General features: G+C 72.1%; 19 protein-coding genes and 1 pseudogene. 9 read left to right on the forward strand and 11 right to left on the reverse strand.

The annotated features are described in order from the left end of the window. Window positions 1-44: 44 nt before the first annotated feature. Entirely contained in the window at window positions 45-1,550 is a 1,506-nt protein-coding gene (locus ACFY2L_RS09765) for an aldehyde dehydrogenase family protein (protein WP_390656378.1), read from the reverse strand. Then, window positions 1,547-2,488, reverse strand: a complete 942-nt coding sequence (locus ACFY2L_RS09770) for an oxygenase MpaB family protein (protein ID WP_390821975.1) — start codon at window positions 2,486-2,488, stop codon at window positions 1,547-1,549. Before ACFY2L_RS09770 ends, ACFY2L_RS09765 begins: the two co-directional genes overlap by 4 nt. Window positions 2,489-3,206: 718 nt before the next feature. Between ACFY2L_RS09770 and ACFY2L_RS09775 the strand changes: the two genes are divergently transcribed. Beyond that, window positions 3,207-6,302 carry a glycosyl hydrolase gene (locus tag ACFY2L_RS09775; RefSeq protein WP_390821976.1) on the forward strand — a complete coding sequence of 1,032 codons (3,096 nt, stop codon included), beginning with the start codon at window positions 3,207-3,209 and terminating at the stop codon, window positions 6,300-6,302. A gap of 293 nt (window positions 6,303-6,595) precedes the next feature. Here the strand turns inward: ACFY2L_RS09775 and ACFY2L_RS09780 are convergent, their stop codons facing one another. Next, window positions 6,596-7,429 (reverse strand): DUF2182 domain-containing protein, encoded by an 834-nt coding sequence (locus tag ACFY2L_RS09780; RefSeq protein WP_390821977.1) that lies wholly within the window; start codon window positions 7,427-7,429, stop codon window positions 6,596-6,598. A 311-nt stretch (window positions 7,430-7,740) separates the two neighbouring features. Between ACFY2L_RS09780 and ACFY2L_RS09785 the strand changes: the two genes are divergently transcribed. Next, window positions 7,741-8,397 carry a DUF1326 domain-containing protein gene (locus ACFY2L_RS09785; protein ID WP_390656382.1) on the forward strand — a complete coding sequence of 219 codons (657 nt, stop codon included), beginning with the start codon at window positions 7,741-7,743 and terminating at the stop codon, window positions 8,395-8,397. Window positions 8,398-8,585: 188 nt separating this feature from the next. On the opposite strand, the gene ACFY2L_RS09790 is transcribed toward ACFY2L_RS09785, so the two are convergent. Beyond that, a complete protein-coding gene (locus ACFY2L_RS09790; RefSeq protein WP_390821978.1) occupies window positions 8,586-9,806 on the reverse strand; it encodes a metallophosphoesterase in 1,221 nt (406 codons plus the stop codon). Window positions 9,807-10,664: 858 nt separating this feature from the next. Here ACFY2L_RS09790 and ACFY2L_RS09795 point away from each other — a divergent pair. The 4 genes from ACFY2L_RS09795 to ACFY2L_RS09810 all read left to right on the forward strand — a co-directional run bounded on the left by ACFY2L_RS09795 (window position 10,665) and on the right by ACFY2L_RS09810 (window position 14,038). Continuing rightward, complete coding sequence (locus ACFY2L_RS09795; RefSeq protein WP_390821979.1) at window positions 10,665-12,053, forward strand: rhodanese-like domain-containing protein; 1,389 nt, start codon at window positions 10,665-10,667, stop codon at window positions 12,051-12,053. 186 nt (window positions 12,054-12,239) lie between these two features. Further along, on the forward strand, window positions 12,240-12,824 hold the full coding sequence (locus tag ACFY2L_RS09800; RefSeq protein ID WP_390656385.1) for a rhodanese-like domain-containing protein: 585 nt from the start codon (window positions 12,240-12,242) through the stop codon (window positions 12,822-12,824). After that, complete coding sequence (locus ACFY2L_RS09805) at window positions 12,821-13,717, forward strand: sulfite exporter TauE/SafE family protein (protein WP_390821980.1); 897 nt, start codon at window positions 12,821-12,823, stop codon at window positions 13,715-13,717. The genes ACFY2L_RS09800 and ACFY2L_RS09805 overlap by 4 nt, the downstream gene beginning before the upstream one ends. Before the next feature lie 30 nt (window positions 13,718-13,747). After that, window positions 13,748-14,038: a metal-sensitive transcriptional regulator gene (locus ACFY2L_RS09810; RefSeq protein WP_390656387.1), complete on the forward strand. Its 291-nt coding sequence runs from the start codon at window positions 13,748-13,750 to the stop codon at window positions 14,036-14,038. A 1,386-nt stretch (window positions 14,039-15,424) separates the two neighbouring features. Here the strand turns inward: ACFY2L_RS09810 and ACFY2L_RS09815 are convergent. The 7 genes from ACFY2L_RS09815 to ACFY2L_RS09845 form a co-directional block, all read right to left on the reverse strand. Beyond that, a complete protein-coding gene (locus tag ACFY2L_RS09815) occupies window positions 15,425-15,631 on the reverse strand; it encodes a methyltransferase domain-containing protein (RefSeq protein WP_390821981.1) in 207 nt (68 codons plus the stop codon). A 94-nt stretch (window positions 15,632-15,725) separates the two neighbouring features. Next, window positions 15,726-16,736 (reverse strand): sulfite exporter TauE/SafE family protein, encoded by a 1,011-nt coding sequence (locus ACFY2L_RS09820; RefSeq protein WP_390821982.1) that lies wholly within the window; start codon window positions 16,734-16,736, stop codon window positions 15,726-15,728. Beyond that, entirely contained in the window at window positions 16,733-17,314 is a 582-nt protein-coding gene (locus ACFY2L_RS09825; RefSeq protein WP_390821983.1) for a rhodanese-like domain-containing protein, read from the reverse strand. The genes ACFY2L_RS09820 and ACFY2L_RS09825 overlap by 4 nt, the downstream gene beginning before the upstream one ends. A gap of 83 nt (window positions 17,315-17,397) precedes the next feature. After that, complete coding sequence (locus ACFY2L_RS09830; protein ID WP_390656392.1) at window positions 17,398-18,783, reverse strand: rhodanese-like domain-containing protein; 1,386 nt, start codon at window positions 18,781-18,783, stop codon at window positions 17,398-17,400. Between the two features lie 112 nt (window positions 18,784-18,895). Next, window positions 18,896-20,125, reverse strand: coding sequence for an FAD-dependent oxidoreductase (locus ACFY2L_RS09835; protein ID WP_390821984.1), 1,230 nt, complete (start codon window positions 20,123-20,125; stop codon window positions 18,896-18,898). 47 nt (window positions 20,126-20,172) lie between these two features. Further along, window positions 20,173-20,499, reverse strand: coding sequence for a rhodanese-like domain-containing protein (locus ACFY2L_RS09840; RefSeq protein ID WP_390821985.1), 327 nt, complete (start codon window positions 20,497-20,499; stop codon window positions 20,173-20,175). A gap of 154 nt (window positions 20,500-20,653) precedes the next feature. After that, window positions 20,654-20,824: an ATP-binding protein gene (locus tag ACFY2L_RS09845; RefSeq protein ID WP_390821986.1), complete on the reverse strand. Its 171-nt coding sequence runs from the start codon at window positions 20,822-20,824 to the stop codon at window positions 20,654-20,656. Between the two features lie 32 nt (window positions 20,825-20,856). Between ACFY2L_RS09845 and ACFY2L_RS09850 the strand changes: the two are divergent. The 3 genes and pseudogenes from ACFY2L_RS09850 to ACFY2L_RS09860 all read left to right on the forward strand — a co-directional run. Further along, a pseudogene (locus ACFY2L_RS09850) lies at window positions 20,857-21,210 on the forward strand (multicopper oxidase family protein); the annotation flags it as partial. Window positions 21,211-21,691: 481 nt separating this feature from the next. Beyond that, the gene (locus tag ACFY2L_RS09855; RefSeq protein WP_390821987.1) at window positions 21,692-22,045 is read left to right on the forward strand and encodes a general stress protein; all 354 of its coding nucleotides are present in this window, start codon (window positions 21,692-21,694) and stop codon (window positions 22,043-22,045) included. 228 nt (window positions 22,046-22,273) lie between these two features. Then, the gene (locus ACFY2L_RS09860; protein ID WP_390821988.1) at window positions 22,274-24,808 is read left to right on the forward strand and encodes a heavy metal translocating P-type ATPase; all 2,535 of its coding nucleotides are present in this window, start codon (window positions 22,274-22,276) and stop codon (window positions 24,806-24,808) included. The last annotated feature ends 287 nt before the right edge of the window (window positions 24,809-25,095 follow it).

A 25,095-nucleotide genomic window follows, 5' to 3' on the forward strand; every position in this document is an offset into this window, starting at 1 on the left:
GCCCGTGGAGCCGGGGGCGGTCCGGCGGGGCGCCGCCCGGCCGTTCAGCGGCGCCGGTGCAGTGCCCGGGCCAGCCGCACCGCGCGCTCCCGCGTGGCGGCCGGAACCTCGAAGGTGGTCAGCGCGATCGGCGGGGTGAACCGCTGCACCGTCGTCGACTGCACCGAGGTGAAGGCACGCAGCCCTTCCGCGCCGTGGATCCGCCCGAAGCCGGAGTCCCGCGACCCGCCGAACGGCAGCGCGGGCACCGCCGCGAAGCCCAGCACCGAGTTCACCGACACCGCCCCCGCGCGCAGCCGCGCCGCGATCGCCGCACCGGCGCGCCCGCTGCGGCAGAACACCGCGGCCCCCAGGGCGTATCGCGAGGCGTTGGCCCGTTCCACCGCCTCGTCCACGTCGGCCACCGCGTTGACCGCCACGACCGGCCCGAAGGTCTCCTCCGCCATCGCCGCCGCGTCCTCCGGAACGCCGGTCAGCACGACCGGCGCGACGTACGGGGCGCGCACCGACTCGGGCCCGCCCAGCAGGGCCCGCGCACCCGCCGAGACCGCACCGGTCACATGCCGCTCGACGACCCCGACCTGGCCCGGCAGCGTCATCGGGCCGTACGGGGCGTCCGCCCCGGCACCCGGGCGCAGCGCCTCGGCCCGCGCGACCACCCGTTCGCACAGCGCCGCGTGGATCTCACGCACCGCGTAGACGCGCTCCACCCCCGCGCAGGTCTGCCCCGCGTTGCTCAGCGCGCCCCACACGATCGCGTCGGCCGCCGCGTCCAGATCCGCGTCCGCGGTGACGATCACCGCGTCCTTCCCGCCGCACTCGGCGAGGAACGGCGTCAGCGTCTCGGCGCACACCGCCATCACCTTGCGGGCCGTCCCCGGCGAACCGGTGAACGCCAGCTTGTCGACCCCGGACCGGGCCAGGGCGTCCCCGGTGGACGCCGCGCCGGTGACGGTGGTGAGCAGCCCGGCATGCCCGGGCACGGCGGTGTCGAAGAGTTCGGCCAGCAGGACCCCGGTGCCCGGGGTCAGCTCGGACGGTTTGAAGACCACGGCGTTCCCGGCGGCCAGGGCGTAACCGATGGAGCCCATCGGGGTGTACAGGGGGTAGTTCCAGGGGCCGATCACGCCGACCACGCCCAGCGGCCGGTGCACCAGCGAGGCCCGCTGGTGGACGGCGAACAGCCCGGTGCCCACCTTCCGCCGGCGCAGCACCCGTTCGGCGTTGCGGGAGGCCCAGCCCAGGTGCTCCAGCGTGAGGACCACCTCCAGCGCGGCGTCACCGGCGGGCTTGCCGGTCTCCTCGGCGATGGTGCGGGCCACGGCGTCCAGGTCGGTGGCGAGGGCCTTCTTCCAGCGCAGCAGGTGGTCACGGCGCCGGGACGCGGACAGCGCCGCCCAGCCGGCCTGGGCGGTCCGGGCCCGGGCCACGGCGCGGGAGACCTCTTCCGGCCCGTGCACCGGGTGTTCGGCGATCGGCTCGCCGGTCGCGGGGGAGTGGGTCGTGAAGGTCGCGGCGCGTGCCGCGGCGGCCTGGGTGGTGTCGGTCATCGGGTCTCCTGACGGGGAGCACGGGGGACGGACGACTGCGCGGGAACTGGGGCGTCCTCGGGCGGCGTCTCCTCCTGGAGCGGGGCCGGCGGACGGGAGTGCGCCCAGTGCGGCCCCAGGTCGTCCAGGGTCCAGCCGAAGGGGTAGGTGCGGGCCTTGGGCATGCGCGGGAACCGCTCCGGCCGCCCGGGCAGCAGGCGGATCAGCGCGGCCCGGACACGGAACCCCCGGTGGACGGCGGCCCGCAGCCAGCGCGGCTGCGGGCGGAAGCCGAGCGCCTTCAGCAGCGGTTCGTCCAGGACGGCGAGCGCGACCCGGGACGCCGGCCGCCGCACCGGGGCCGGGTACCAGGAGGCCAGGATCCGCAGGGTGGCCGCGGCGACCCTGCGGTTGGCGGGGTCGTAGGCGAACATCTCCCGCTCGTAGTCGTCGTGGAGCCGCTCGAACGCGGCGTAGGTGTCGGGCACGCCGGAGATGCCCATCATCTCGCCCATCCGCCGGCCCACCAGCGCCAGACTCTCGGTCTCCTGCTCGGACAGGCGCCGCCAGCCGAACCGGTCGATCCACCGCTTCGGCCCCACCACCGTGGTGGCCAGGACGTACAGGAAGTCCTCGTCGGGGATCCGGTAACGCCCGTGGATGCGGTTCAGATGGCGGGCGGCTGCCCGGCCGTGCTCCGAGTCCATCCCCTCGCGGACCATCTCGTACGTGATCAGCACCGTGTCGTCGTACCGTTTCTGACCGGCCCGTTCGAACTCCTGGGTGCGGTCCAGGAGCCGGGAGATGCGCGGGACGCCGTAGTCGCGCAGGAACGCGATCGACGTCCCGTGGAGATAGTCGCGGGGGAACTCGTAGTGGATGATCCACCGGTAGATCTGCTCGAAGTCCCGCTGCGGATCCATCTGCCGGATGCGGCGGAGTCGGCTGTAGCGGCCCATGGGTGATCCCTCCTGTCGGAATCGCGGCCACCGGCTCGCCTCGCGAGCGGTCATGTCGGCGAAGTGCACCGTCGGGACGACCATGCCGCCGGTGAGCCGGGTGGCGCGGCTACGCGGTGCCGCGCGGGTCGCGGGCGGCGGCGCCGATGGTGCTGCGGACGCATCTCACGAGCTGCGCTCCCAGCGCGTACGACCCTCTTTGGAGCGGATCGTGGTGGTGCCGGCCGTGCTGGATTCCATAGGGAGCACCCCCTGTGAGTCGAAGATACTGAAACTATTGAGTTGTTTCATCGGCCGTCAATACTCCGGACGCGCCGCGCCCCGCCTTTCGTGACGCCCGTCAACTTCCTTACAGGCCGGAGCAGATGACCGACAGCGCTCTCAGAATCAGCGGACCGGCGCCGGACCGGGACGAGGGGGCGGAGGTGCACCGGTCGGCGCCGGGACTGCCTGCCGTCGGCCGAATGACCGCCCGTGGACGGGACATTGACCGTCAAGCCGATCTTCGCCCCGTCCGGGCCGCGCCGCCGGGCGCACGCCCAGGACAGCGGTTGCGGCCACGCGGCTTCCGGGGCGCCCGGCCCTGGGCGGATCTGTCCTCGGGCGTCGCCGGCACCCGCCCGCACCGGCGGGACGGACCCTTGCTTCAGGTATTGACCACCCCGTGCCGCGAACCTACGTTGACGGCGTCTTGAGAGCGCTCTCAGAAGGGTCGCGCATGAGATTCCGTAGACGTCTGGCGCTTCTGTCGGCGGCCGCCGTGGCCGCCACAGGTCTGGCCGCCACTGTCGGTGGCGGCGCCGCCTTCGCCGCCACCGTCGAGGTGGGCAAGGGAAGTTACAGCGACGTTCGTCCGGCCGGGAGGCAGGGGCCCTCCGACAACGGCGGCCGGCCGGTCAAGCCCAAGGTCACGTCCGCCATGGCGGACAAGCCCGTGCCGACCAACGACTGGTGGTCCTCGCTGGTCTTCCAGCGGTTCGCCGGCAACCCGTGGTCGGAGAACATGTACGGACATCCCCTCACCTACAAGGCGGTGTCCGGCGGTCTGGAGGTCGGTTACCCGACGACCCATCAGATCGTGGGCGGCGGCCGCCAGTACGAGTTCCCGCACAAGGCCGACCTGACCCTCGGCCTCGCGGGCCTCAACTCCCCCGACGCCAGGGCCGACGGGTGGAGCGACTGGACCGTCACGCCGTACTGGAACGACGGTGCGCGCACCCTGCGGGCGACCATCGGCCACGGCCTGCCGTACGTCTACGCGGAGGGCACCGGCGGCGCGGCACAGATCAGCGCCGCCGCGCCGCCGACCGTCTTCGCCGACCGGGGCAACGTCCTCGGCGTCACCATCTCCGGCCACCACTACGCGCTGTTCGCCCCGAGCAGCAGCGACTGGACCGTCTCGGGCAACGAGATCCGTGCCGACCTCGGCACCAAGGACTACTTCTCCCTGGCGGTCCTCCCCGGCAAGGAGGCGCTCGCCGACTACGCGAAGTACGCCTTCAGCTTCGTGACCGGCTCCGAGGTGGACTGGGACTACCGGGAGGGCGACGGCGAGATCAAGGCCACCTACACGCTGACCACCGAGGCGAAGGAGGGCGAGGAGACCGGTACCCTCCAGGCGCTCTACCGCCACCAGTGGCTGCACACCTCCGACCCGCTGACCGACTACACCTACGTCTCGTCGCGCGGTGAGATGAAGGTCCGCGAGGGCACCTCCTTCACCACCACGCAGAAGGTGAACGGCGTCCTGCCGGGGCTGCCGAGCGCCCCCGGCGTCGACAGGACGAAGCTCAGGACCTACCTCAACGACGTGCTGACGCAGGGTGATCCGTTCAGCGGTGCCGTCGACACCTACTGGACCGGCAAGGCCCTGGGCAAGCTCGCCCAGCTCGTGCCGATCGCCGACCAGATCGGCGACACGGCAGGCCGCGACAAGCTCCTTCAGCTGATCAAGGGGCGCATGGAGGAGTGGTTCACCGCCGGCGGACCGTCGGAGTTCTCCTACGACAAGGACTGGCGCACCCTCATCGGCTACCCCGCCTCGTACGGCAGCGACCAGGAGCTGAACGACCACCACTTCCACTACTCCTACTACGTGCTGGCCGCCTCCGTCGTGGCGCAGTACGACCCGCAGTGGGCCGCCGACTCCGAGTGGGGCGGCATGGTCGGGGAACTCGTCAAGGACGCCGCCAACCCGGCCAGGGACGACGAGAAGTACCCGTTCCTGCGCGGCTTCGACGTCTACGCGGGCCACAGCTGGGCGGCCGGCCACGAGGCCTTCGCCGCGGGCAACAACCAGGAGTCGTCCTCGGAGTCGATCAACCTCAGCGCCGGCCTGATCATGTGGGGCTCGGCCCTCGGCGACAAGGCGCTGCGCGACCAGGGCGTCTACATGCTGACGACCGAGTCGGAGTCGATCGCACAGTACTGGTTCGACGCCGACCAGCAGGTCTACCCCGAGGACTTCACCCACGACGTGGTCGGCATGGTCTGGAGCAGCGGCGGCGCCTACGCCACCTGGTGGACCGCCAACCCCGAGGAGATCCACGGCATCAACTTCCTCCCCGTGACCGGTGGTTCGCTGCACCTGGCCCGGGAGAAGGACATGCTCCGCCGCAGCGTGGCCGAGATGGAGAGGGAGAACGGCGGCCCGGCCGTCGAGTGGCGGGACATCTTCTGGCAGGTCCAGGCGCTGTACGACCCGGCCAAGGCCATGGCTGCCTGGAACCAGTGGGACGGCGGCTACGTTCCCGAGGCCGGCGAGACCAAGGCCCACACCTATCACTGGGTCGCCACGATGAACTCGATCGGTGCACTGGACATGACCGTCACCGCCGACATGCCGACGGCCGTCGCCTTCGACAAGAACGGCACCAAGACGTACGCCGCCCACAACTACGCGGCAGAGGAGTGCTCGGTCCTCTTCTCCGACGGCGGCGTGCTGAACGTACCGGCGAAGTCCACCGCGTCCGGCGCGGGCGACGACACCCGGCTCGGGACGCTCTGCGGCGCCGCGGGCGGCGGTGGGGAACCGCCGCCCGCCGACGAGAAGCCCACCGCGCCCGGCACCCCGGCCGCGGCCGACGTGACCGACACCTCCGTCCAACTGACCTGGGACGCCGCGACCGACGACAAGGGCGTCAGGAACTACGACGTCTTCCGCGGCGGCACGAAGGTCGCCACCGTCACCGGGACCACGTACACCGACACCGGACTGACGCCCGGCACCGAGTACACCTACGCGGTCAGGGCCCGCGACACCGCCGGCCAGGTCGGTCCGGCGGGCGGCACCCTGACCGTCACCACCACCGGCGACGCCCCTCCGCCGTACGTCACGGGCGACACCTTCTACCTGCGGCCGGGCGGCACCCTCGCCACCGAGGCCGCCGCGACGGGCTCCTCCGACACGATCCCGTCCGCCGGCGGCACGAACAACGACGGCACACCGAAGAACCCGCTCGTCTACGAGGTGAAGAACGTCAAGGGCACCCTGAAGCCCGGCTCCGGCACGGCCTTCACCTTCAAGGTCGACGCAGGCGGCTCTGTCGGGTACGCCCAGCAGGCCCGGGTGTCGTACGACCTGACGGGTGACGGCACGTTCGACCGCGTCGAAACGTTCCGCTACTTCGCCACCGACCCGATCCCCGGCTGGGAGGAGTACTCCTCCGCCCGGCAGGGTCCGCACTCCGCCTCGGGCACCCCGGGCGACCTGAACGGCGGCACCGTCCGCGTGGAGGTCTGGAGCGCCCTGGGCAACGGCCCGTCCACCCTCCAGGTGGGCACGGGCTCGGTCCTGACGATCCCGTTCGCCTGATCCGAGCGAGCTGGATCACCCTCGGAACAGTCGGTGTCCGGGCCCGCGAAGCGCCCCGGGGCGTGCCCACCGGGCGTGCCCCCGGGCGCGGGTGGAGGCACAGGGCGCCGTTTCGTCGCACACGATCGGCACGGGAGCAGGCCGGGAACGTCTGCCCCCGTGCCGGTGCCGCCGCGACCGCCGCCGCGGCCACGGCCGTGCGCGTGGCGACGAACTGGGTGGTGCCGTCCCGCCGGTCGAGCGGCGGACACTTCAGCCGCCGGAGGGCCGCCCGGCGCGATCAGCGACGGCCGTCAGTGCGCCGCCGCACCCCTCATCTGGTCCATCGACGGACCCGACATCTGAAGACCCGGCAGCAGCCAGTCCTGGAAGGGGGCGAGCACGGCGAGTACGAGGAGGGCGACGCCCACCGCCCAGCTGAGCCAGGGGCCGCCCCGCCACAGCTTCTCCAGGAAGATCACCGCCGCCAGGCCCGCCATCGCCGCCACGTTCATCACGCCGAGGGGGATCAGGACGATCATCAGCCCCCAGCAGCAGCCGACGCAGTAGAGCCCGTGGTGCGCGCCCACCCGCAGATCCTTCGCCCACGGCCGGAACCGCGCGTACCGCACCAGCTGGAACATCGGGCTGCGGCAGTGCCGCAGACAGACCCGCTTCAGCGGCCCGAACTGCTGGACTCCCGCCAGCAGGAACGCGCCCGCGCCGATCCAGCGCCCCCACTCGGGGCGGGCGTCGACCAGGTGCCCCGTCGCCGCCAGGGCCCCGTACACCAGCAGTCCGAAGCCGGCCCAGGCCAGCAGATAGCCGCCGACGAATTCGGTGAGGCGCAGCGCACGGACGCGGCCCGCGCTGCCGCGGTTGATCGCCTGTACCCAGGTGAGAGCCACGGGTGCCAGCGACGGCAGCATCATCGCCGCCATCATGACCACCCACAGGAGCAGGAAGAGCGGGAGCGCCAGCCCCATGGTGCCCGGCTCCATCCCCATGTCGCGGGACTGCGCGGCCGTGAGCACCCACGCCAGCGCGGCGATCAGGGTCAGGAGGAACCAGCCGAGGGCCAGATCACGCCTCGGCAGCAGGACCCCAGGCCTGGTGGGCTCCGGTGGGGCGAGCCGGAGATGCGGCACGGCATGCCTCCCGGGACGCCCGCCGCTTCGGTGGCCGCGACGAGTGCTTTCGAAGACATCTCCAGCAGAGCACAGAATCACCGGCCCCAAAAGCGGAGGTGGCGGGACCCTGGCGACAGCCCTCATGGCAGTGAGCGGGCCCACCCGGTGCGTCGACGGCGACGGATCCCGCCCCGGGCGACGTGTGCGAGCCGGCGTCCCCGTCAGCGCCTCCCGGTTCCCCTTGCCTGCGAGGGCCGCTTCGCTTTCGCGTCGGCGAGGAGCACCCTGGAAGTGACACCGCTCCGTACACCGGGGAGAGGAGGAGCGAAATGGCTGAGCAGACCACCAGCAGCCCGCCCTGGCACGTGGCCGGCGACTGGTTCGACACCTGCAAGTGCGCCATACCCTGCCCGTGCACCTTCGCCCAGCCCCCGTCCGAGGGCGATTGCGAAGGTGTGCTCGCCTGGCACATACGCGAGGGACGGTTCGGGGACGTCCGGCTCGACGATCTGAACGTCCTGATGCTCGGGTCCTTCACCGGCAACGTGTGGGCCGGCGAGCACACGGACCCGTATGCCGCGGTCTTCGTCGACGAGCGCGCCGACGAGCAGCAGCGCGCCGCACTCGGCGCGATCTTCGGCGGGGAGGCCGGCGGCTGGCCGCAGCAGTTCGCTCAGGTCCTCGGAGCCGAGGTGCGCGGCATGGACGTCGCTCCGATCACCGTCGAGGTCGACGAGGACCTGGGGGCGTGGCGCGCTGAGATTCCCGGCCGGGTGACCGCCCGTGCCGAGGCCCTCACCGGTCCCACCACGGCCGAGGGGGCCCGGGTCCAGGTCCACAACGCCCCCGGTGCCGAGGTCGGCCCGGGACAGATTGCCACCTGGGGCCGGTCCACCACCGATCAGGCCGACGCCTTCGGCTTCAGCTGGAGCCGCAGCGGCCGGTCCAGCAAGTACTTCCCCTTCGACTGGAGCGGCCCCGACTGACACGCGGCCGGCCGGCGCTCCGGTCGGTCGGCCATCAGCTCGTGGTCACGCCGGACGAAGACGCCACCGGCCCACGGCTCCGCACGGCCGTCGTGGACCGGCTCGCCTTCGGCGGCAACATCATCGGGACCCGCAAGACCCGGAAGGCAGTGGCTGGCCGGCAGGCGGAGGTGCCGGCCCGCCCACGGCTACGGCGAGGTGGGCGGGTGCGGGGAACGGAGTACGAGCAGGGTGATCTCGCTGGGGGCGAAGACGCGGAACGGCGGGCCCCAGAAACCGGTGCCGCGGCTGGTGTAGAGGAGGGTCCGGGCGCCGTGCCGGCTGAGGCCGGCGAGGGCGGGCTGGTCGATGCCGACCAGGTGGTGGAAGGGCCAGATCTGGCCACCGTGGGTGTGGCCGGAGAGCTGGAGGTCGATGCCGGCGGCTGCCGCCCGGTCGATGAACTTGGGCTGGTGCGCCAGGAGCAGGACGGGCAGGTCGGGGTCGGCGCCGTTCAGGGCTCCGGCGAGGTGGGCGCGATGGCCGGGCAGGCCGGAGGACTCGGCGGTGACGTCGTCCACGCCGGCGACCACGAGGGTGTCGCCTCCGCGTTCCAGCAGCAGATGGCGGTTGCGCAGCGGCTCCCAGCCCAGCTCGTCCATCAGGTCGACCCAGCCCTGGGCCTCGCTGTAGTACTCGTGGTTGCCGGTGACGTAGACACGGGCCCGGGTCGCCCGCACGGTTCCGAGCGGGGCGGCCTGGGCACGACGGCGTTCGGCCGTGCCGTCCGCGATGTCGCCGGTGTGGCAGACCAGGTCCGCTTCCAGGGTGTTCACCGTCTCGCACACCTGTGCCGACCAGCGGGCGCGATCGAGGGGACCGTAGTGGGTGTCGGTGATGAGGACGACGCGGATGCCGTCCAACCCGGCACCCAGGCGCGGGAGTTGCACGTCAAGTCGGCGCACGCGGGGCACCCGGCGGGCCTCGGCGTACCCCCAGGCGAGCAGTACGGCGGTGACGCCGAGAACGGCCCAGGTGACGATTCGGGCCCGGTCCTGGCCCTCGCCGACGCCGGTCACGCTCAGGGCGGCCCGCAGCAGGACGCCGAGCAGAACGGACCAGGTGAACAGGACCCAGCTGATGCCCAGCAGGGTGTCACCGAAGATCGCGGCCCGGTCCTGCTGGCGGCTGCCGTGGCCGCGCACCATCGCGAGCGGCATGCCGACGAGGCCGAGGGCGAACGGGGCGGTGCCGGCGAGCGTGACGGGCAGCGGCCAGTGCTGGCCGGTGTACAGGAGCACCCAGCACGGCACGGCCCACAGCAGGACGGGGGCGACCAGGGGGATGTACCGCATCAGGCGGTGCAGTGGGCTCCGCCGCGGTGCTCGCGCTTCGCTCTCGACAGGTCGGGTGTCGCTGGTGTCGGTCACGCTTGCCCTCCCTGACGAGGCTGCCGTCTCGCGCACTGTATCGCGCTGGTCCCGCAGGACATCCGGTGCCGGGGAGCATCACCAAGGCTGCCCGAATCCTGGACGCCGGTCTCCGGGAAGCGGCTTGACGAGTCGGTGCGCGATAGCGGGTGGGACGCGTCTGGCCTGGTCGCCGCCTGCTCTCAGATGCTGATCGTGTGGTCGGAGGCGAGGCCGGCGATGGCTCGGTAGGTGTCGGGCGGGCGCCCGTGGCGTCCAGGAGGACCTCAGCCTCGGGGACACATCGCGCGCGACACGTGATGAGCAGCGACGAACCCACCGCGCTGCGAGCAGTTCGAGGAACGGATCTCCCTCGTCGAAAGCCGCTCACCTGTCCGAGCCTTCTGACCGGTTCTCCGACCGAGGCGCGCACAGCCGGCCGGCCGGTGGGACCTCGCGCTGCCGCCGCCGGAGGCGAGCGACAGGCGCTGGGGATATGTCGGATGCAACCGATATCCGGGTGGGTTTGTTCCGTACTCCGGGATTCGGTCGAGCGGGTCAAATACCCGTGGGGGTATTTGACAAGGTCTGCCAGTCGCCCCTACGGTCGAGAGCGTAATACCCCAGGGGGTATACGGAGGTGAATCCCGCCATGGCTCGTGACGTGGACCTGGAAACCTTTGCCGCCCCTCACGCACCCGGGTCGCCGACGGGGCCCGGGGCTGGGCCGGCGGTGGTCGCCCGGTGCTGATGGGGTCCGCTCCGGGGTCGGCCTGACCTTCCAGGCGGCTCACCCGCCCGCCCCTTCGGGGAGCGGGCCTGCTTTTGGCCTCTCGAATACCCCCCAGGGTATCTAACCCATCTCTTACGGAGGTTCCCGTGTTCTTCGCCCAGTACTACCTCGACTGCCTCTCGCAGGCGTCGTACATGATCGCCGACGAGACCACGGGCCGGGCCGTGGTCGTCGACCCCCGCCGGGACGTCTCGGAGTACCTGGCGGACGCCGAGGCGCACGGCTTCACCGTGGTCGGCGTCATCAACACCCACTTCCACGCGGACTTCGTCGCCGGACACCTGGAGATGGCGGCCGAGACCGGTGCGTGGATCGGCTACGGCCGCCGCGCCGAGACGGAGTACCCGATCCGCAAGCTGGCCGACGGGGAGATCATCAGCCTCGGCGACGTCACTCTGAAGATCATGGAGACGCCCGGGCACACCCCGGAGTCGATCAGCGTGCTGGTCTACGAGCACGGCGAGGACGCCATCCCCTACGGCGTACTCACCGGCGACGCCCTGTTCATCGGCGACGTGGGCCGCCCCGACCTGCTCGCCTCCGTCGGGGTGACCGCCGAGGAACTCGGCGCCATGCTCCACGACAGCGTGCAGAACAAGCTGATGGGCCTGCCGGACGAGGTCCGGGTCTTCCCCGCCCACGGCGCCGGCTCCGCCTGCGGCAAGAACCTCTCCACGGAGAAGCAGTCGACCATCGGCGAGCAGCGGGCCACCAACTACGCGTGCGTGCCCATGTCGCAGGCCGACTTCGTGGGAATCGTGGCCGCCGGCCAGTCCGCGGCTCCCGGTTACTTCGCCTTCGACGCCGAGCTCAATCGCAAGGAGCGCGAGCTGTTCGACCCGGCCGTCGCCCCCCGGCCGCTGAGCGTCGAGGACTTCGCCGACCTCCGCGCCTCCGGTGCCGTCGTCGTCGACGCCCGTGACCCGCAGGAGTTCGCAGCCGGTCACCTGCGCGGCGCGGTGAACGTTCCGGCCGACGGACGCTTCGCCGAGCAGGCCGGCACGGTCCTGCCCGCGGACGCCGACCTCCTCGTCCTCGCGCCCCAGAACCGCGAGGAGGAGATCGTCACCCGCCTCGCCCGGATCGGCTTCGACCGCGTGGCCGGCTACCTGCGCTCCCCGGACGACGCCCTCACCGTGCTGGCCGATGAGGTCACCCCGGCCAGCCGCCTCACCGCCGCCCAGGTCCGCACCGCCCTGGAGAGCGACGACCCGCCGGTCGTCATCGATGTGCGCAACTGCGGCGAGCGCGGCGAGCACGGCTACATCGACGGCGCCCTGCACATCGCGCTCGGCGAGCTGCCGCGCCGCCTGGACGAGATTCCCGGCGACCGGCCCCTGGTCCTGCACTGCGCGGGCGGCCACCGTTCGTCGATCGCGGCGAGTCTGCTGCGCCACCACGGCTTCACCGACGTCTCGGACATCCTCGGCGGCTACGCCGCCTGGGCGCTGCTCAACACGCCCGCGACCGTCTGACCGGCCGCCGCCTCACAGACCGGCCCTTCCCGGCCGAGACGAACCGCCGACGCCCCCGCGGGGAGGCGCCCTCTGCCCTGACGGGCCTTCCTCGCGCGGGCGCCGGCCCCCGCTCCTGACCTCTGACCTCACGTATGCCCCGCCCCGCATTTCTGTGCGGGGTCGCCTCACCACGACGGAGTTTTCATGACGACCGACGCCTCCCGTACCGCTGGCCTCACCCCCGCCGCCCTCCAGCAGCTGATCAAGGACGGACGCGGGCCGCGTCTGCTCGACGTGCGCACCCCGGGCGAGTTCCGGACGGTCCACATCCCCGGTGCCTACAACGTCCCGCTGGACACCCTGCGCGAGCACCGTGCCGAACTCCTCGCCCACCTCGACGAGGATGTCGTCCTCGTCTGCCGCTCCGGAGCCCGCGCCGCCCAGGCCGAGCAGGCGCTCGCCGAGGCCGGCCTGCCCAACCTGCGTGTCCTGGACGGCGGCATGATGGCCTGGGAAGTGGCCGGGGCTCCCGTCAACCGGGGCGAGGCGCGCTGGGACCTGGAGCGCCAGGTCCGCCTCATCGCCGGATCGATCGTGCTCGTCACCGGCGTCGCGGGCCTGCTCGTGCCGGGCGTGCACCTGATCGGCACCGCCATCGGCGCCGGGCTGACCTTCGCCGCGCTCAGCAACACCTGTGCCATGGGCATGCTGCTGTCCAAGCTGCCCTACAACCGCGGCCCGCGCACCGACATCCGTACGGTCATCGCCTCCCTGCGGGACCGCTCGTGATCACGCTCGTCCTCATCGCGTCCGTACTGATCGGCATCAGCCTGGGCGTCCTCGGTGGCGGCGGTTCCATCCTGACCGTGCCGATCCTGGTCTACCTGGCCGGGATGGACACCAAGGAGGCCATCGCCACGTCGCTGTTCGTCGTCGGCGCCACCAGCCTTGTCGGTCTCGTCCCGCACGCTCGCGCGGGCCGGGTGCGCTGGCGCACCGGTCTGATCTTCGGCGCGGTCAGCATGGTCGGCGCCTACGGCGGCGGACGCCTCGCCGAGTACGTCCCCGGCACCGCCCTGCTCATCGCGTTCGCCCTGATGATGCTCGCCACCGCCGCCGCCATGCTCCGCAAGCCCCGCAAGCCGAAGGCGGCCAAGCCCGCCCGCACGGAACTGCCCGTCAAGCACGTGATCGCCGAGGGCCTCGTCGTCGGCGCGGTCACCGGCCTGGTCGGCTCCGGCGGCGGATTCCTCGTCGTCCCCGCCCTCGCCCTGCTCGGCGGACTGCCCATGAGCGTCGCCGTCGGCACCTCGCTCCTGGTCATCGCCATGAAGTCGTTCTCCGGACTCGCCGGCCATCTCAACGGGGTCCAGATCGACTGGAACCTGGCCCTGATGGTCACCGCCGCGGCCGTCGTCGGCAGCCTGGTGGGCAGCCGCTTCGCCGGACGCATCCCCCAGAACGCCCTCCGCAGGGCGTTCGGCTGGTTCGTCGTCGTCATGGGCGTCTTCGTCCTCGGCCAGCAACTGCCCCACGCGATATTTGCCAGCCCGCTCACCTGGGTCGGCATGGGTCTCACGGCAGCGACCGCCGTGACCTGGGGCACGGCTCGGGCACGCCGTTCACGGCTCAGCGCGGACGCACCCCGGGCACGCTCCCGGGAATCGGCCGGATACCCCTAGCGTCATACCCCGAGGGGTATCCTTGAGTCGATGGTCGGTGAGAAGGAGGACCCGGTGAAGGTAGAAGAAGAAGCGGCGGCCGCGGTCCTCAACCGGTTGCGCCGCGCGCAGGGCCAGCTCGCGGGCGTCATCGCCATGATCGAAGCCGGCCGCGACTGCGGGGACGTCGTCACCCAGCTCGCCGCCGTCTCCCGCGCTCTCGACCGGGCCGGATTCAAGATCGTCGCCAGCGGCATGCGCCAGTGCCTCGCCGAAAGCGAGGAAGGCGCACCCCCTATGAGCGAACAGGAACTGGAGAAACTCTTCCTCACGCTCGCGTGACACACGACGGCGGCCGGCGGACATCCGCCGGCCGCCGTCGCTTCACGCCGCGGGCGGACGGGTGCGCGGCGCCCTGCTCCGGCGGCCGGCTGCCGCCGGGCGATCGAGGCATTCCGCCGGGCCGCGTCCCCGTCCCGGGTGGACCAGGTCATCGCCCGGGCGGGAGAGCGGCAGACCGCCGCGATGCGCGCATCGGCCCGCCGTGCCTCGAGCCCGACGCCGCGTCCCGGACGATGCGCCGCCCCTGACCGAGCAGGCCCGCGCAGAGTGCCGCCGCCAGGCCGCGGCGACCGAGGCCGCCGCGCTGCGCCGGGCCCATGCCGAGCGGGTGGCCAGGGCCACAGGTCGTGAGGCTTCGCGGGCCGATGGCTACGCTGCCGGGTATGCCGAAGCATCGTCGGTGGCCGAGCCGAAAGGGTCGTCGTACGGTGCCGCACCGGAACTCCCCTCGTACGACCGGCCACCGGCCTGCGACGTCACCATCGCGCGTCGCGACCGCACCCGCCGGCCCGGCCCCGTGGTTGTCCCGGTGCTCGTACGACCCCGCCCGCGGATGGGCGGAGCTGGATGCCGCACGTCGCCCCCTGGTACGGGGGAGTGGAGGCCCGGGCCCTGTCGATCCTGAGGGACCCGGGCCCCCAGACGCAGGAGGGGGTCGCCTCTGGGTTTCTGTGCGTGGCGAACGACGATCCGACAGCGGAGCTTCAGGTCCAGCTCTTGACGGGACGTGCTCCGTGGGGAGGTCGGGCAGATGTAGGTTCGCGCGCACGGATCAGGCCGTGGAGCAGCTTGCCGACAGGCGGGGGTGGCGCCGGGATGAGGGGGCGAAGTGGCACAGGTGACGCGCTGGAGGTGTCGCGAGTGCGGCGCGGAGATCCGAGGGGCAGCGCTCAGTTCCGAGAGGTCAACGAACCAGATCGATCACGCGCGCCGCTCTGGTCATCGCGCGGCCCTGGACCCGTGGCCGAGAGGACGCGCCAACGCCCACGGCAGGTCTGGCTCCGGGTGGGTCGTGTACACCCGCGAGCCCGGCAGGTGGCGGCAGCGCTGGGACGGTCTCGCCCTGTCGACCCGCGTCTGTATCGCGCTCGGCATGTTCGTGTTCGCGTTCTCCATGGGCACATGGATCGCCGAGCAGAACACGGAGCCGACAGGACGGCACGTGTGTGAGGTCCCACGTAATGACGGGACCGGCCTGGTGTGGCGCCGCAGGTGCTGACCAGCGGGGCTGGCGCCCCGGACAGCGTAGATGCGGAGGGCGGGGCCGGGGCACATGGTCGTCTTGCGCCGGGCGAGGGTGCGGGCGAGTCCGTCGAGCGGATCCAAGCCCGGTCGGATCACCCCCACCGGCAAGCACAAGGGGCCCAGCCCCTCCGTCGCGAGCATCTACCGGCGCTCTCCGAGCACGCCCCGCGGGGGAGGCGCCCCGCAGCCGTCGAACTCGGCCCGCACGGTCCGCAGCCGCACACCCCGTTCGGCGGCCAGCCCCTCGGCCTTCTGCAGCGCTACGGCGGAGAAGTCGACGGCGCCCACCTCCCAGCCCCGTGCCGCGAGCCACACCGCGTTGCGGCCCTCGCCGGCGGCGAGGGCCACCGCCCGCCCGGACGGCTTCAGACCGGACAGCTCCTCGGCGACGAACCGGTCGGGCCTCCAGGGGGACCGGGTTCTTGGAGCCTCTGCTGCGCCACTACGTGTCGTGCGGTGACGCGGTGCTGCCATTGCGCCGCACGGCCTCAGCAGGGACGGGGCGCGAGACGGTCCGCCCGCTTGCGTCGTCCGACGGCGCCGGGGCCTCGCCTGCCGTCCCCCACGCTCGGCCTTGCTCGCGCGGGGGGACCCCCGTCGGCGTTCGTCCGTCGGAGCCACGCAACATGTACCAGCTGAACACGATCCCCGCAGCCGCGGCCACGGAGGCCCAGGTCCAGGGGCTGGTCAGCAGCGTGTGGCGCAGGTCGGGGCTGATCTGCTGGCCGAGGACGAAGACGCCCATGACGGCGACGAACCAGCCGAAGGACTTGCGCAGGGCGTCCTGCGGGATGCGTCCGGCGAGCAGACCGCCGAGCAGGCTGCCGACGACGGCGGTCGCCGTGACGAGGGCCGCGAACCCCCAGTCGATGTGCACGCTGGCGAGGTAACCGGCGAGTCCCGCGAAGGACTTCATGGCGATGACCAGCAGGGAGGTGCCCACGGCGACGGTCATCGGCAGTCCGCCGAGCAGCGCGAGGGCGGGGACGACCAGGAAGCCGCCGCCCGCGCCGACCAGCCCGGTGACCAGGCCGACGACGATGCCGTCCAACAGGACGTGCAGGACGGGGAGTTCGTGGTGGACCTTCTTCGGCTGCTGTTTGCGTCCCCGGATCATGGCGCCGGCGGTGGCGATCATCATGAGGGCGAACGCGATGAGCAGGACGGTACCGGGGACGAACTCGGCCAGCCGTCCGCCCGCGTAGGCGCCGGTCATGCCGGCCAGGCCGAACAGCAGCCCGGTGCGCCAGCGGACACGTCCGGCGCGGGCGTGTGAGACGACCCCGGCGGCGCTGGTGACACCGACGACGAACAGCGAGGTGGCGATGGCCTCCTTGGTCTCCATTCCGGCCAGGTAGACCAGGATGGGCACGGTCAGGATGGACCCACCACCGCCCAGGACGCCGAGGCTGACCCCGATGAGCAGGGAAGCGGCGATGATCACGGCGATCATGACGTGCTCCGCAGGGCGGCGACGACGGTGTCGATGTCGGCGCGCGGGCCGCGGTTGTAGGGCAGCTTCGCCAGCAGCATGCCCATCGCGCAGGTGTTGGTGAGCGCGGCGACGGTCAGCCCGGCGCCGACGGCTGTGCCGATCAGGTGCAGGCCGGGAAGGAACAGGCCCGCGATGCCGGTGATCAGGACGAGGGTGCCGGCGACCAGGCGCACCTGGCGCTCCAGGTCCCAGCGCTCCGGGCCGCGGGTGAGGGCGCCGCCGGCGGCCTCCCAGGCCATGACGCCGCCGTCGAGGACGCGCAGGTTGGGCAGTCCGGCTTCGGCGAGGGCCTGTTCGGCCTGGGCGGCGCGGGCGCCGGAGCCGCAGATGAGGACGACGTCCTCGTCGAGGTGGTGGCGCAGTTCGGCGCGGTGCTCGCGGAGGGTGTCGAGGGGGACGTTGTAGGAGCCGGGGATGTGGGCCGTGCGGAACTCGCCGGGCGTGCGTACGTCCAGCAGGCGCGGGCCTTCCCCGTCCCGGGTCAGGTCGCGCAGGGCGGCGGGATCGAGTCGTGGTTTGTCGGTGTGGGTGGTCATCGGGTTCCTTGCTGTCTTTGAAGCTCTCTCTTGACGGGGGGCGGCGGCCGCGGCCTGGGGACCGCCGCCCGGGGCGGGGTGGGTCAGGCGTCGGCCGTGGCAGGCTGGGCGAGCCAGGCGCCGTAGCCGCCGAGCAGGTCGGAGACGTCGGTGCGGCCCTGGTGGCGCAGCAGGCTGGCGGCGATGGAGGAGCGGTGACCGCCCGCGCAGTGCACGACGAGGGGCCGGCCGGCCGGGATCTCGTCGCTGCGGCGGGCGAGTTCGGCCAGGGGGATGTGCAACGAGCCTTCGATGAATCCCTCTTCGCGCTCGGCGGTGTTGCGCACGTCGAGGACCAGCGGGGGTACCTCGCCGTCCAGCGCCCGGCGCAGCTCGTCGGCGGTCAGCCGGCTGGCCTGCTCCAGTTCGTCGGCCAGGGCCAGGAAGGCGCCCTCCGGCTCGCGCAGATAGCCGCCGACCTTGTCGAAGCCGATGCGGGCCAGCCGGGTGACGATCTCCTCCTCGCGGTCCTGGGGCGCGACCACGACGACGTCCTGCTCGGGGGCGACGACCATGCCCGCCTGCTCGGCGAAGCGCCCGTCGGCGGGCACGTTCACCGAACCGCACACGTGACCGGCGGCGAAGTCCTGCGGGGAGCGGGCGTCGACCACGACCGCGCCAGCCGCGCGCCGCTCCAGGAAATCCCCGACCGACAACGGTCGCGGCGCATCGGCCGCGTCGAACAGGCCGTGTTCCTTGCGGTTGAGGATGGCGTCGTAGACGAAGTAGGCGGGCGCGGAGGGCTGCCCCGCGGTGACCAGCTCGACGAACTTCTCCTCGCTCATCGGGCGGCAGGCGTAGTTGGTGGCACGCTGCTCGCCGATGGTGGACTGGCGCCGGGTGGAGAGGTTCTTGCCGCAGGCGGACCCGGCGCCGTGAGCGGGGAAGACGCGGACCGCGTCAGGGAGGCCCATCAGCTTGTGCTGGATGGTCTGGTAAAGCATCCTGCCGAGTTCGTCGGCGGTCACGCCGATCGAGGCGAGCAGGTCGGGGCGGCCGACGTCGCCGATGAACAGGGCGTCGCCCGTGAGGACGCCGTAGGGGACGGCGTCGTCCGCGTGCTCGTACACCAGGACGCTGATCGACTCCGGGGTGTGGCCCGGGGTTTCGAGGATCTGCAGCTGGACGTCGCCGAGGCTGATGCGCTCGCCGTCGGTCAGCTTGCGGATCGGGTATTCGGCCTCGGCGCGCTGTCCGTAGCCGATCCAGGCGCCGGTGCGGTCGGCGAGTTCCAGGTGACCGGCGAGGAAGTCGGCGTGGAAGTGGGTGTTGATGACGGCCTCGATGGTGAAGCCGTGCTCGGCGGCGTCGGTGAGGTACTCGGACACGTCACGGCGGGGGTCGACGACGACGGCCTTGCCTGTGGTCTCGTCGGCGATCATGTACGACGCCTGGGAGAGGCAGTCGAGGTAGTACTGGGCGAAGAACATCTTGGGGTGACCTCCATGTCGGAAGCGAGGACTCTTCATACCCATGGGGGTATGTAAGAGGGTCTGGTCCGCCCTTCTTCGAGGGCGGGGCGGTAGCCCGGGCCGGGGCCGGTCAGAGGCGGCCGGTGAGCATGCCGTGCCAGTACACCGGCGGCAGCCCGTACCGCTTGAACAGCCACATCGTGCGCCGCTCCTTGAAGGGGTCGAGCAGCGGGAAGGTGGGTGTGGGGTTCAGGTCGTAGTCGAACTCGGCGAGCAGCATCCGGTCGCGGGCGGTCACCAGCGGACAGGAGGTGTAGCCGTCGTAGCGGTGCGACGGGGGGCGGCCGTTCATCACGTCGAGCAGGTTGGCGGCCACGACCGGAGCCTGCTTGCGCACGGCGGCCCCGGTCTTGGAGGTGGGCAGGTTCGCCACGTCGCCGAGCGCGAAGACGTTGTCGTACGACGGGTGCTGGAGGGTGTGTTTGTCGGCGGCGACGAATCCCTGAGGGCTGGCCGGGTCGGCGAGTGAGCCCGACGCGATCCAGTCGGGGGCGCTCTGCGGCGGCACGGCGTGCAGGAGGTCGTAGCCGATGGTCTCCTTGGTGCCGGTCGCGTGGTCGGCGACCGTGATCTCGCGGCGGTCGCCGTCGACGGCGGTCATCTCCGAGCGCAGCCGCACCTCGATGCCGTAGCGGGCGGCCACCTGCTCCAGCACCTGTGACCACGCAGGCACCTTGAACAGGGCCGGATCGGGGATGACGAGGATGATCCGTATCCGGTCGAGGACCTTCTGCCTGCGCCAGTGATCGGCGGCCAGATAGGCGATCTTCTGCGGGGCGCCGCCGCACTTGATCGGGGTCGCCGGGTGGGTGAACACCGCGGTGCCCGAGCGCGTCTGCCTGATCAGCTCCCAGGTGCGCGGCGCGTACTCGGGAGCGTAGTTGCTGCTCACCCTGTCGTGTCCGACGGCCTCGGCCAGGCCGGGCACGCCGTCCCATTCGAGCTGCAGGCCGGGTGCCAGCACCAGGTGGTCGTAGGTGAGTTCGGCGTCGTCGGACAGGGTCACCGTGCGGGCGTCGGGATCGACGGCCAGCGCGCGCCGGCGGATCCAGCGCACCCCGTCGGGGATGACGGAGCCCTCGGGGCGGCGGGAGGTGTGCAGGGGGGCCTGGCCGCCGCCGACGAGGGTCCACAGGGGCTGGTACCAGTGGGTGTCGGACGGTTCGATCAGGGTGATGTCGGTGACGCCGGCGCGCCGCAGGCGGGCGGCGACGCTGACGCCGGCGCTGCCGCCGCCGACGACGGCGACGCGGTGGCGGCCGGAGATCGGTGCGTCGGTGGGTGAGGGGTTCGCGGCCAAGGCGTTGCTCCTTCCGGGCTGGCCGATGTGCGGGTGGCGCACGGGGGTCAGAGCGCGTGCGCGCGGGATCCGGTCGCGATCGGGCGGCCGCCGCGGGCCCAGGCGCCGGTGCCACCGGCCACGGAGTAGGCGTCGATGCCGCGGGCGGTCATCAGATCGGCGGCGGTCCTGCTGCGGTTGCCGCTGGCGCAGATGACGTACACCGCCCGGTCCGTGGGCAGCTCGCCGCACCGGGCCGGCACGGTGCGCAGTGGCATCGGCTGTGCGCCGGGCACATGTCCGGCGGCGTACTCGTCCGGTTCCCGCACGTCGACCACCAGTCCGCCGTCGGACCAGGCCGCGGCGAGGTCTTCTTGTGTCACTTCACGAGCCACTCGGTTGCCTCCTCAAATACCCCCCGGGGTGTCCTGTTGGTGAGAGTACGGCGACTCCGAGAGGAGCGTCAAATACCCCTGGGGGTATTTGCCCGACAGGCAACATCGGGTCGGCGTCGGCGCGCCGACGGCCTGCGCCGGCTTCGCGGGCGGCTCACGGGCGTCGTGTGCGGGCTCGGGGCAGGCGGATGGCTATCCGGGTTCCGCCGCCCGGTCCGGAGGCCGCCGTAACCGTGCCGCCGTGAGCGGTGACCAGTTCCCGGACGACGGCCAGGCCGACGCCGCCGCCGGTCCCGCGGGCGCGGGTGCCGCGCCGGCACGCCACGGAGATGAGACCCGAACAACCACCGTCTCCATGGCGAGCCCGGCCGCAGGGTGCGGCTGCGGATCATCAACGCCGGCTCCGACACCGCCTACCGGGTCGCGCTCGGCGGCCACCGGCCGACCATCACCCACACCGACGGCTACCCGGTCCGGCACCAGCAGGTGGACGCCCCGCTCATGGGTAGGGGCGAACGCTATGACGTCCTGATCACCCTCGGCGACGGCGTCGTCCCTCTGGTCGCCGCGGCCGAGGGCAAGAACGCAGGGGGCCTGGCTCTCGTCCGTACGGGTTCCGGTCGCGCACCGTCGGCCTCCGTACGGCCGAAGGAACTCAGCGGCCTGATCATGACCGCGTCCCAGCTCCGTGCGGCCGACGACGTGCACCTGAATCGACTACGCCGCGGCCCGGCGCGCGATCCTGGTGGCGCTCGACGACATCGGGCTGGCGCGACACCGGGTTCACCACGCGCGTGATCGCCGACCGCACCGAGGCCGAGCGCGACGGCTTCACCGGCTCCCCGACCATCCTCGTCGACGGGCGCGACCTGCACTGCGCCGGACCGCTGACAGGAGTGAGGAATCAGCCAGGCCACTCCGCGCACACCATCAGGCTCGGCCCCGTGGTCCGGGCCCCAACCTCGGTACCTGGTGTACCCGGCCATCCTCACCCTTCGATACCCGGCAGGGGTGTGGGCCGGCGGCCCAGACCCAGGGGCGGTCGGGCCCTCACGCTGTGCCGCCGGATCACCGCCCGTGCCCCGGCGCTGCCACCCTGCCTTTCCGCACCGCGCGCGCTCGCCCACGGCAATGTGCGTTGCATGAGAGGTGGCGCGGGCGCAGGCTGCTTGATGACGAAGGGAGCCCTTCGATGACCCAGCACCCGCCCACCGCAGGGGCCGATCGTCCGGTCATCGGCTCGTGCCCGACTCACACCGGGGCCCAGCGCACCGTGGACTTCCTGTCCGACAGCGGATTCCCGGTCGAACGCGCCGCGATCATCGGTTCGGACGTTCGCCTGGTCGAGGCCGTCCTCGGCCGGCTCACCCGCAGCCGGGCCACCCTGGCCAGGGCGGGTACCGACGCGTGGTCCGGGCTGCTCGTCGGGCTTCTGCTGTCGGTGTTCGCCGCCCGGCAACCATCACGTCCTGGTCCTGATGCTGAGCGGGCCGGCCTACGTCGCCGTCTTCGGCGCGGTCTTCGGGTTCGCCGGTCATGCTCGTAGCGGCGGCCACCGCGAACTCTCTTCCCGCAGCCAGATCGAGGCCGCCCGCAGCCAACTCGCCTGGCGCGAAGAGCGACCTGTTCCCGACCCTGCCACGCGGGCAGACCGCGGACGCCGCACTTTCCGGCGCAAGACAGGCAGGGCCTCGTGCCCTTTCGGCCCAGCTCCATGTGGCCGACGGCTCTGCCCCCTGCCGCCCTGGCCTCACTCGCCGAAGGAGGAGTGACCGTGCAGCACCACGCGCATCACCACGATCACGAGACGTCTGGGCACGAGGATCCTGGTAAGGAGCGCAGCACGGCGGTTCTGGACGTGCGCGGGCTGGCCTGGGCGTCCCAGCAGAGCACCGTCGCCGCTGCGCTGGGCCGGCGGCCTGGCGTGCTTCAGGTCGAGGTCAACCCGGTCGCGCAGTCGGCGACGGTGGTCTTCGACACGTGGCGTACGTCGCTGGCCGAGCTGCGACGCTGGGTCACCGAATGCGGCTACCACTGCGACGGCCAGTCCGTGCCGTCCCATGTCTGTGATCCGATGGCCGAGCCGGACCCTGGTGTCGAAGCCGCTGAGGACCGTCATGCGACTCATGAGGGCCCTGCCGCGCGGGCAGCCGCTCCGAGCGCGCCCGCGGGGCACGCCACGGTGGCCGAGGAGATGACGACACCGCACGAGCTGACGGGGCACGGCGGCCACGAGGCCATGTCGATGGCGGCGATGGTGGCCGACATGCGCAACCGCTTCCTGGTGGCGTTGGTGTTCTCGGTCCCGATCGTCATCTGGTCGCCGATCGGCGAGGACGTCTTCGGTCTGGACGTCCCCGTGCCCTTCGGGCTGCGCCAGGATGTCTGGGCGCTGCTGCTGAGCCTGCCGGTGATCTTGTACTCGTGCTCGATCTTCTTCGTCGGCGCGGTCCGGGCGTTGCGTGCCCGCACGCTTGACATGATGGTGCTGGTCGCGGTCGCCGTCGGCTCCGGCTGGACGTACTCGCTGATCATCACGCTCACCGGGGGCGGCGACGTCTTCTACGAGGCGGCCACCGTGCTGGCCTCGTTCGTGCTGCTCGGCCACTGGTTCGAGATGCGGGCCCGGGGAGGCGCCAACGACGCCATCCGCACCCTGCTCGACCTGGCCCCGCCCAAGGCACTCGTCGTGCGGGGCGGAGAGCCGGTGGAAGTGCCCACCGCCGAGGTCGTGGTCGGCGATCTGCTGCTGGTCCGGCCCGGAGCCAAGATCGCTGTCGACGGGATCGTGGAGGAGGGGGAGAGCGAGGTCGACGAGTCGATGGTCACCGGGGAGAGCCTGCCCGTGCACAAAGCCCCCGGCTCGCAGGTCGTCGGCGCGACCATCAATGCCAACGGCACGCTCCGTGTGCGCGCCACCAAGGTCGGCTCCGACACCGCGCTGGCACAGATCGTCAAGCTCGTCCAGGAAGCCCAGAACTCCAAGGCCCCGGGCCAACGGCTCGCCGACCGGGCCGCGTTCTGGCTGGTCTTCGTCGCCCTGATCGGCGGTGCCGCGACGCTGGCGGTCTGGCTGCTGGCCACCGACCGCTCGCTGGGCACCGCGATGCTGTTCGCCATCACCGTCGTCGTCATCACCTGCCCGGACGCCCTGGGTCTGGCCACCCCTACGGCCATCATGGTCGGCACGGGACTGGGAGCCCGGCGCGGGGTCCTGTTCAAGAACGCCGTCGCCCTGGAGGCATCGGCGGGGATCCAGACCGTGGTCATGGACAAGACCGGCACCCTGACCAGGGGCGAACCGGAGGTGACCGACCTGATCACCGCCCCGGGAACGGACGAGGACCAACTGCTGCGGCTGGTCGCGGCGGTGGAGCGCGAGTCCGAGCACCCCTTGGCCGAAGCCGTCGTACGGTACGCCGAGAGGAGGGCCGTGGCGGCAGTGAGCGCGCGGCACTTCGAGAACGTCCCCGGCCACGGTGCGACCGCGGTCGTCGACGGCCACCGAGTTACGGTCGGCAACCGCAGACTGGTGATGCGTGAAGGCGTCGACCTCGGCCAACTGGCCGCCCGACGCGAGATGCTGGCCGCCACCGGCCGTACCGTCGTCATCGCCACCGTTGACGGACAGGCGGCGGGCCTGATCGGGATCGCCGACGCGCCCCGGGAGACCTCGGCCGCCGCCGTGGCCGAACTGCACGCCCTCGGTGTCGAAGTGGTCATGCTCACCGGCGACAACCAGGCCACCGCCGAGCGGATCGCGGACCGTCTGGGCATCGACACCGTCATCGCCGAGGTCCTGCCCGGGGACAAGGCGGCCAAGGTGGCCGAACTGCAACGCGGCGACCGCAGGGTCGCCATGGTCGGCGACGGCGTCAACGACGCACCCGCCCTCGCCCAGGCCGACCTCGGCATCGCCATCGGCGCCGGCACCGACGTGGCCATCGAGACCGCGGACCTCGTCCTGATGCGCTCCGACCCCCTCGACGTGCCGACCGCTCTGCGTATCGGCCGCGGCACCCTGCGCAAGATGCGGCAGAACCTCGGCTGGGCCATCGGCTACAACGCTGTCGCGCTGCCCATCGCCGCGGGCGTCTTCGAACCCGCCCTCGGCCTGGTGCTGCGGCCGGAGATCGCTGCTTTGTCCATGTCCGGGTCCAGCGTCATCGTCGCCGTCAACGCCCTCGCGCTCAAACGCCTGCACCTTTCCGGCGCGGCACCGTCGCCCGCCGGCCAACCTCCCGGCGCCCCAGCCGCCCTCGCCACCAGCGAGGACGCGGGGCTCGACACCGGCCGCCGTGCCGCCTGACCTCCAGGGCCAGGGGTGATGGACGGCCTGCCCGCCGCACCGCACGGCGCACAGGAGCCCGAAGACGTACATGATCACGACCATCCCCGCGAGGCACACCAGCGGGCCGATGGTGTCGAAGCGGTCGGAACGGCAGCCGCCGGTGACCGCCCTCAGCACCCGATCGTGATCTTCAGCGGGTCACCGGACGCCTGCGGCCGCACCCGTCCTCACCTGCGGCCTTCGGCGAGCAGGCGTAGGAGCCCCGGTGACCTGGATGATCACATGGGGGCGGCTCCTCCAGATAC

This window comes from Streptomyces sp. NPDC001381, assembly GCF_042895685.1.
Classification (GTDB): domain Bacteria; phylum Actinomycetota; class Actinomycetes; order Streptomycetales; family Streptomycetaceae; genus Streptomyces.

What these genes read in the sequence shown, in the direction of transcription:
- ACFY2L_RS09765 (WP_390656378.1), bottom strand. Translation starts at nt 1,550, where the DNA reads ATGACCGACACCACCCAGGCCGCCGCGGCACGCGCCGCGACCTTCACG.
- ACFY2L_RS09770 (WP_390821975.1), bottom strand. Translation starts at nt 2,488, where the DNA reads ATGGGCCGCTACAGCCGACTCCGCCGCATCCGGCAGATGGATCCGCAG.
- ACFY2L_RS09775 (WP_390821976.1), top strand. Translation starts at nt 3,207, where the DNA reads ATGAGATTCCGTAGACGTCTGGCGCTTCTGTCGGCGGCCGCCGTGGCC.
- ACFY2L_RS09785 (WP_390656382.1), top strand. Translation starts at nt 7,741, where the DNA reads ATGGCTGAGCAGACCACCAGCAGCCCGCCCTGGCACGTGGCCGGCGAC.
- ACFY2L_RS09800 (WP_390656385.1), top strand. Translation starts at nt 12,240, where the DNA reads ATGACGACCGACGCCTCCCGTACCGCTGGCCTCACCCCCGCCGCCCTC.
- ACFY2L_RS09810 (WP_390656387.1), top strand. Translation starts at nt 13,748, where the DNA reads ATGGTCGGTGAGAAGGAGGACCCGGTGAAGGTAGAAGAAGAAGCGGCG.
- ACFY2L_RS09820 (WP_390821982.1), bottom strand. Translation starts at nt 16,736, where the DNA reads ATGATCGCCGTGATCATCGCCGCTTCCCTGCTCATCGGGGTCAGCCTC.
- ACFY2L_RS09825 (WP_390821983.1), bottom strand. Translation starts at nt 17,314, where the DNA reads ATGACCACCCACACCGACAAACCACGACTCGATCCCGCCGCCCTGCGC.
- ACFY2L_RS09830 (WP_390656392.1), bottom strand. Translation starts at nt 18,783, where the DNA reads ATGTTCTTCGCCCAGTACTACCTCGACTGCCTCTCCCAGGCGTCGTAC.
- ACFY2L_RS09855 (WP_390821987.1), top strand. Translation starts at nt 21,692, where the DNA reads ATGACCCAGCACCCGCCCACCGCAGGGGCCGATCGTCCGGTCATCGGC.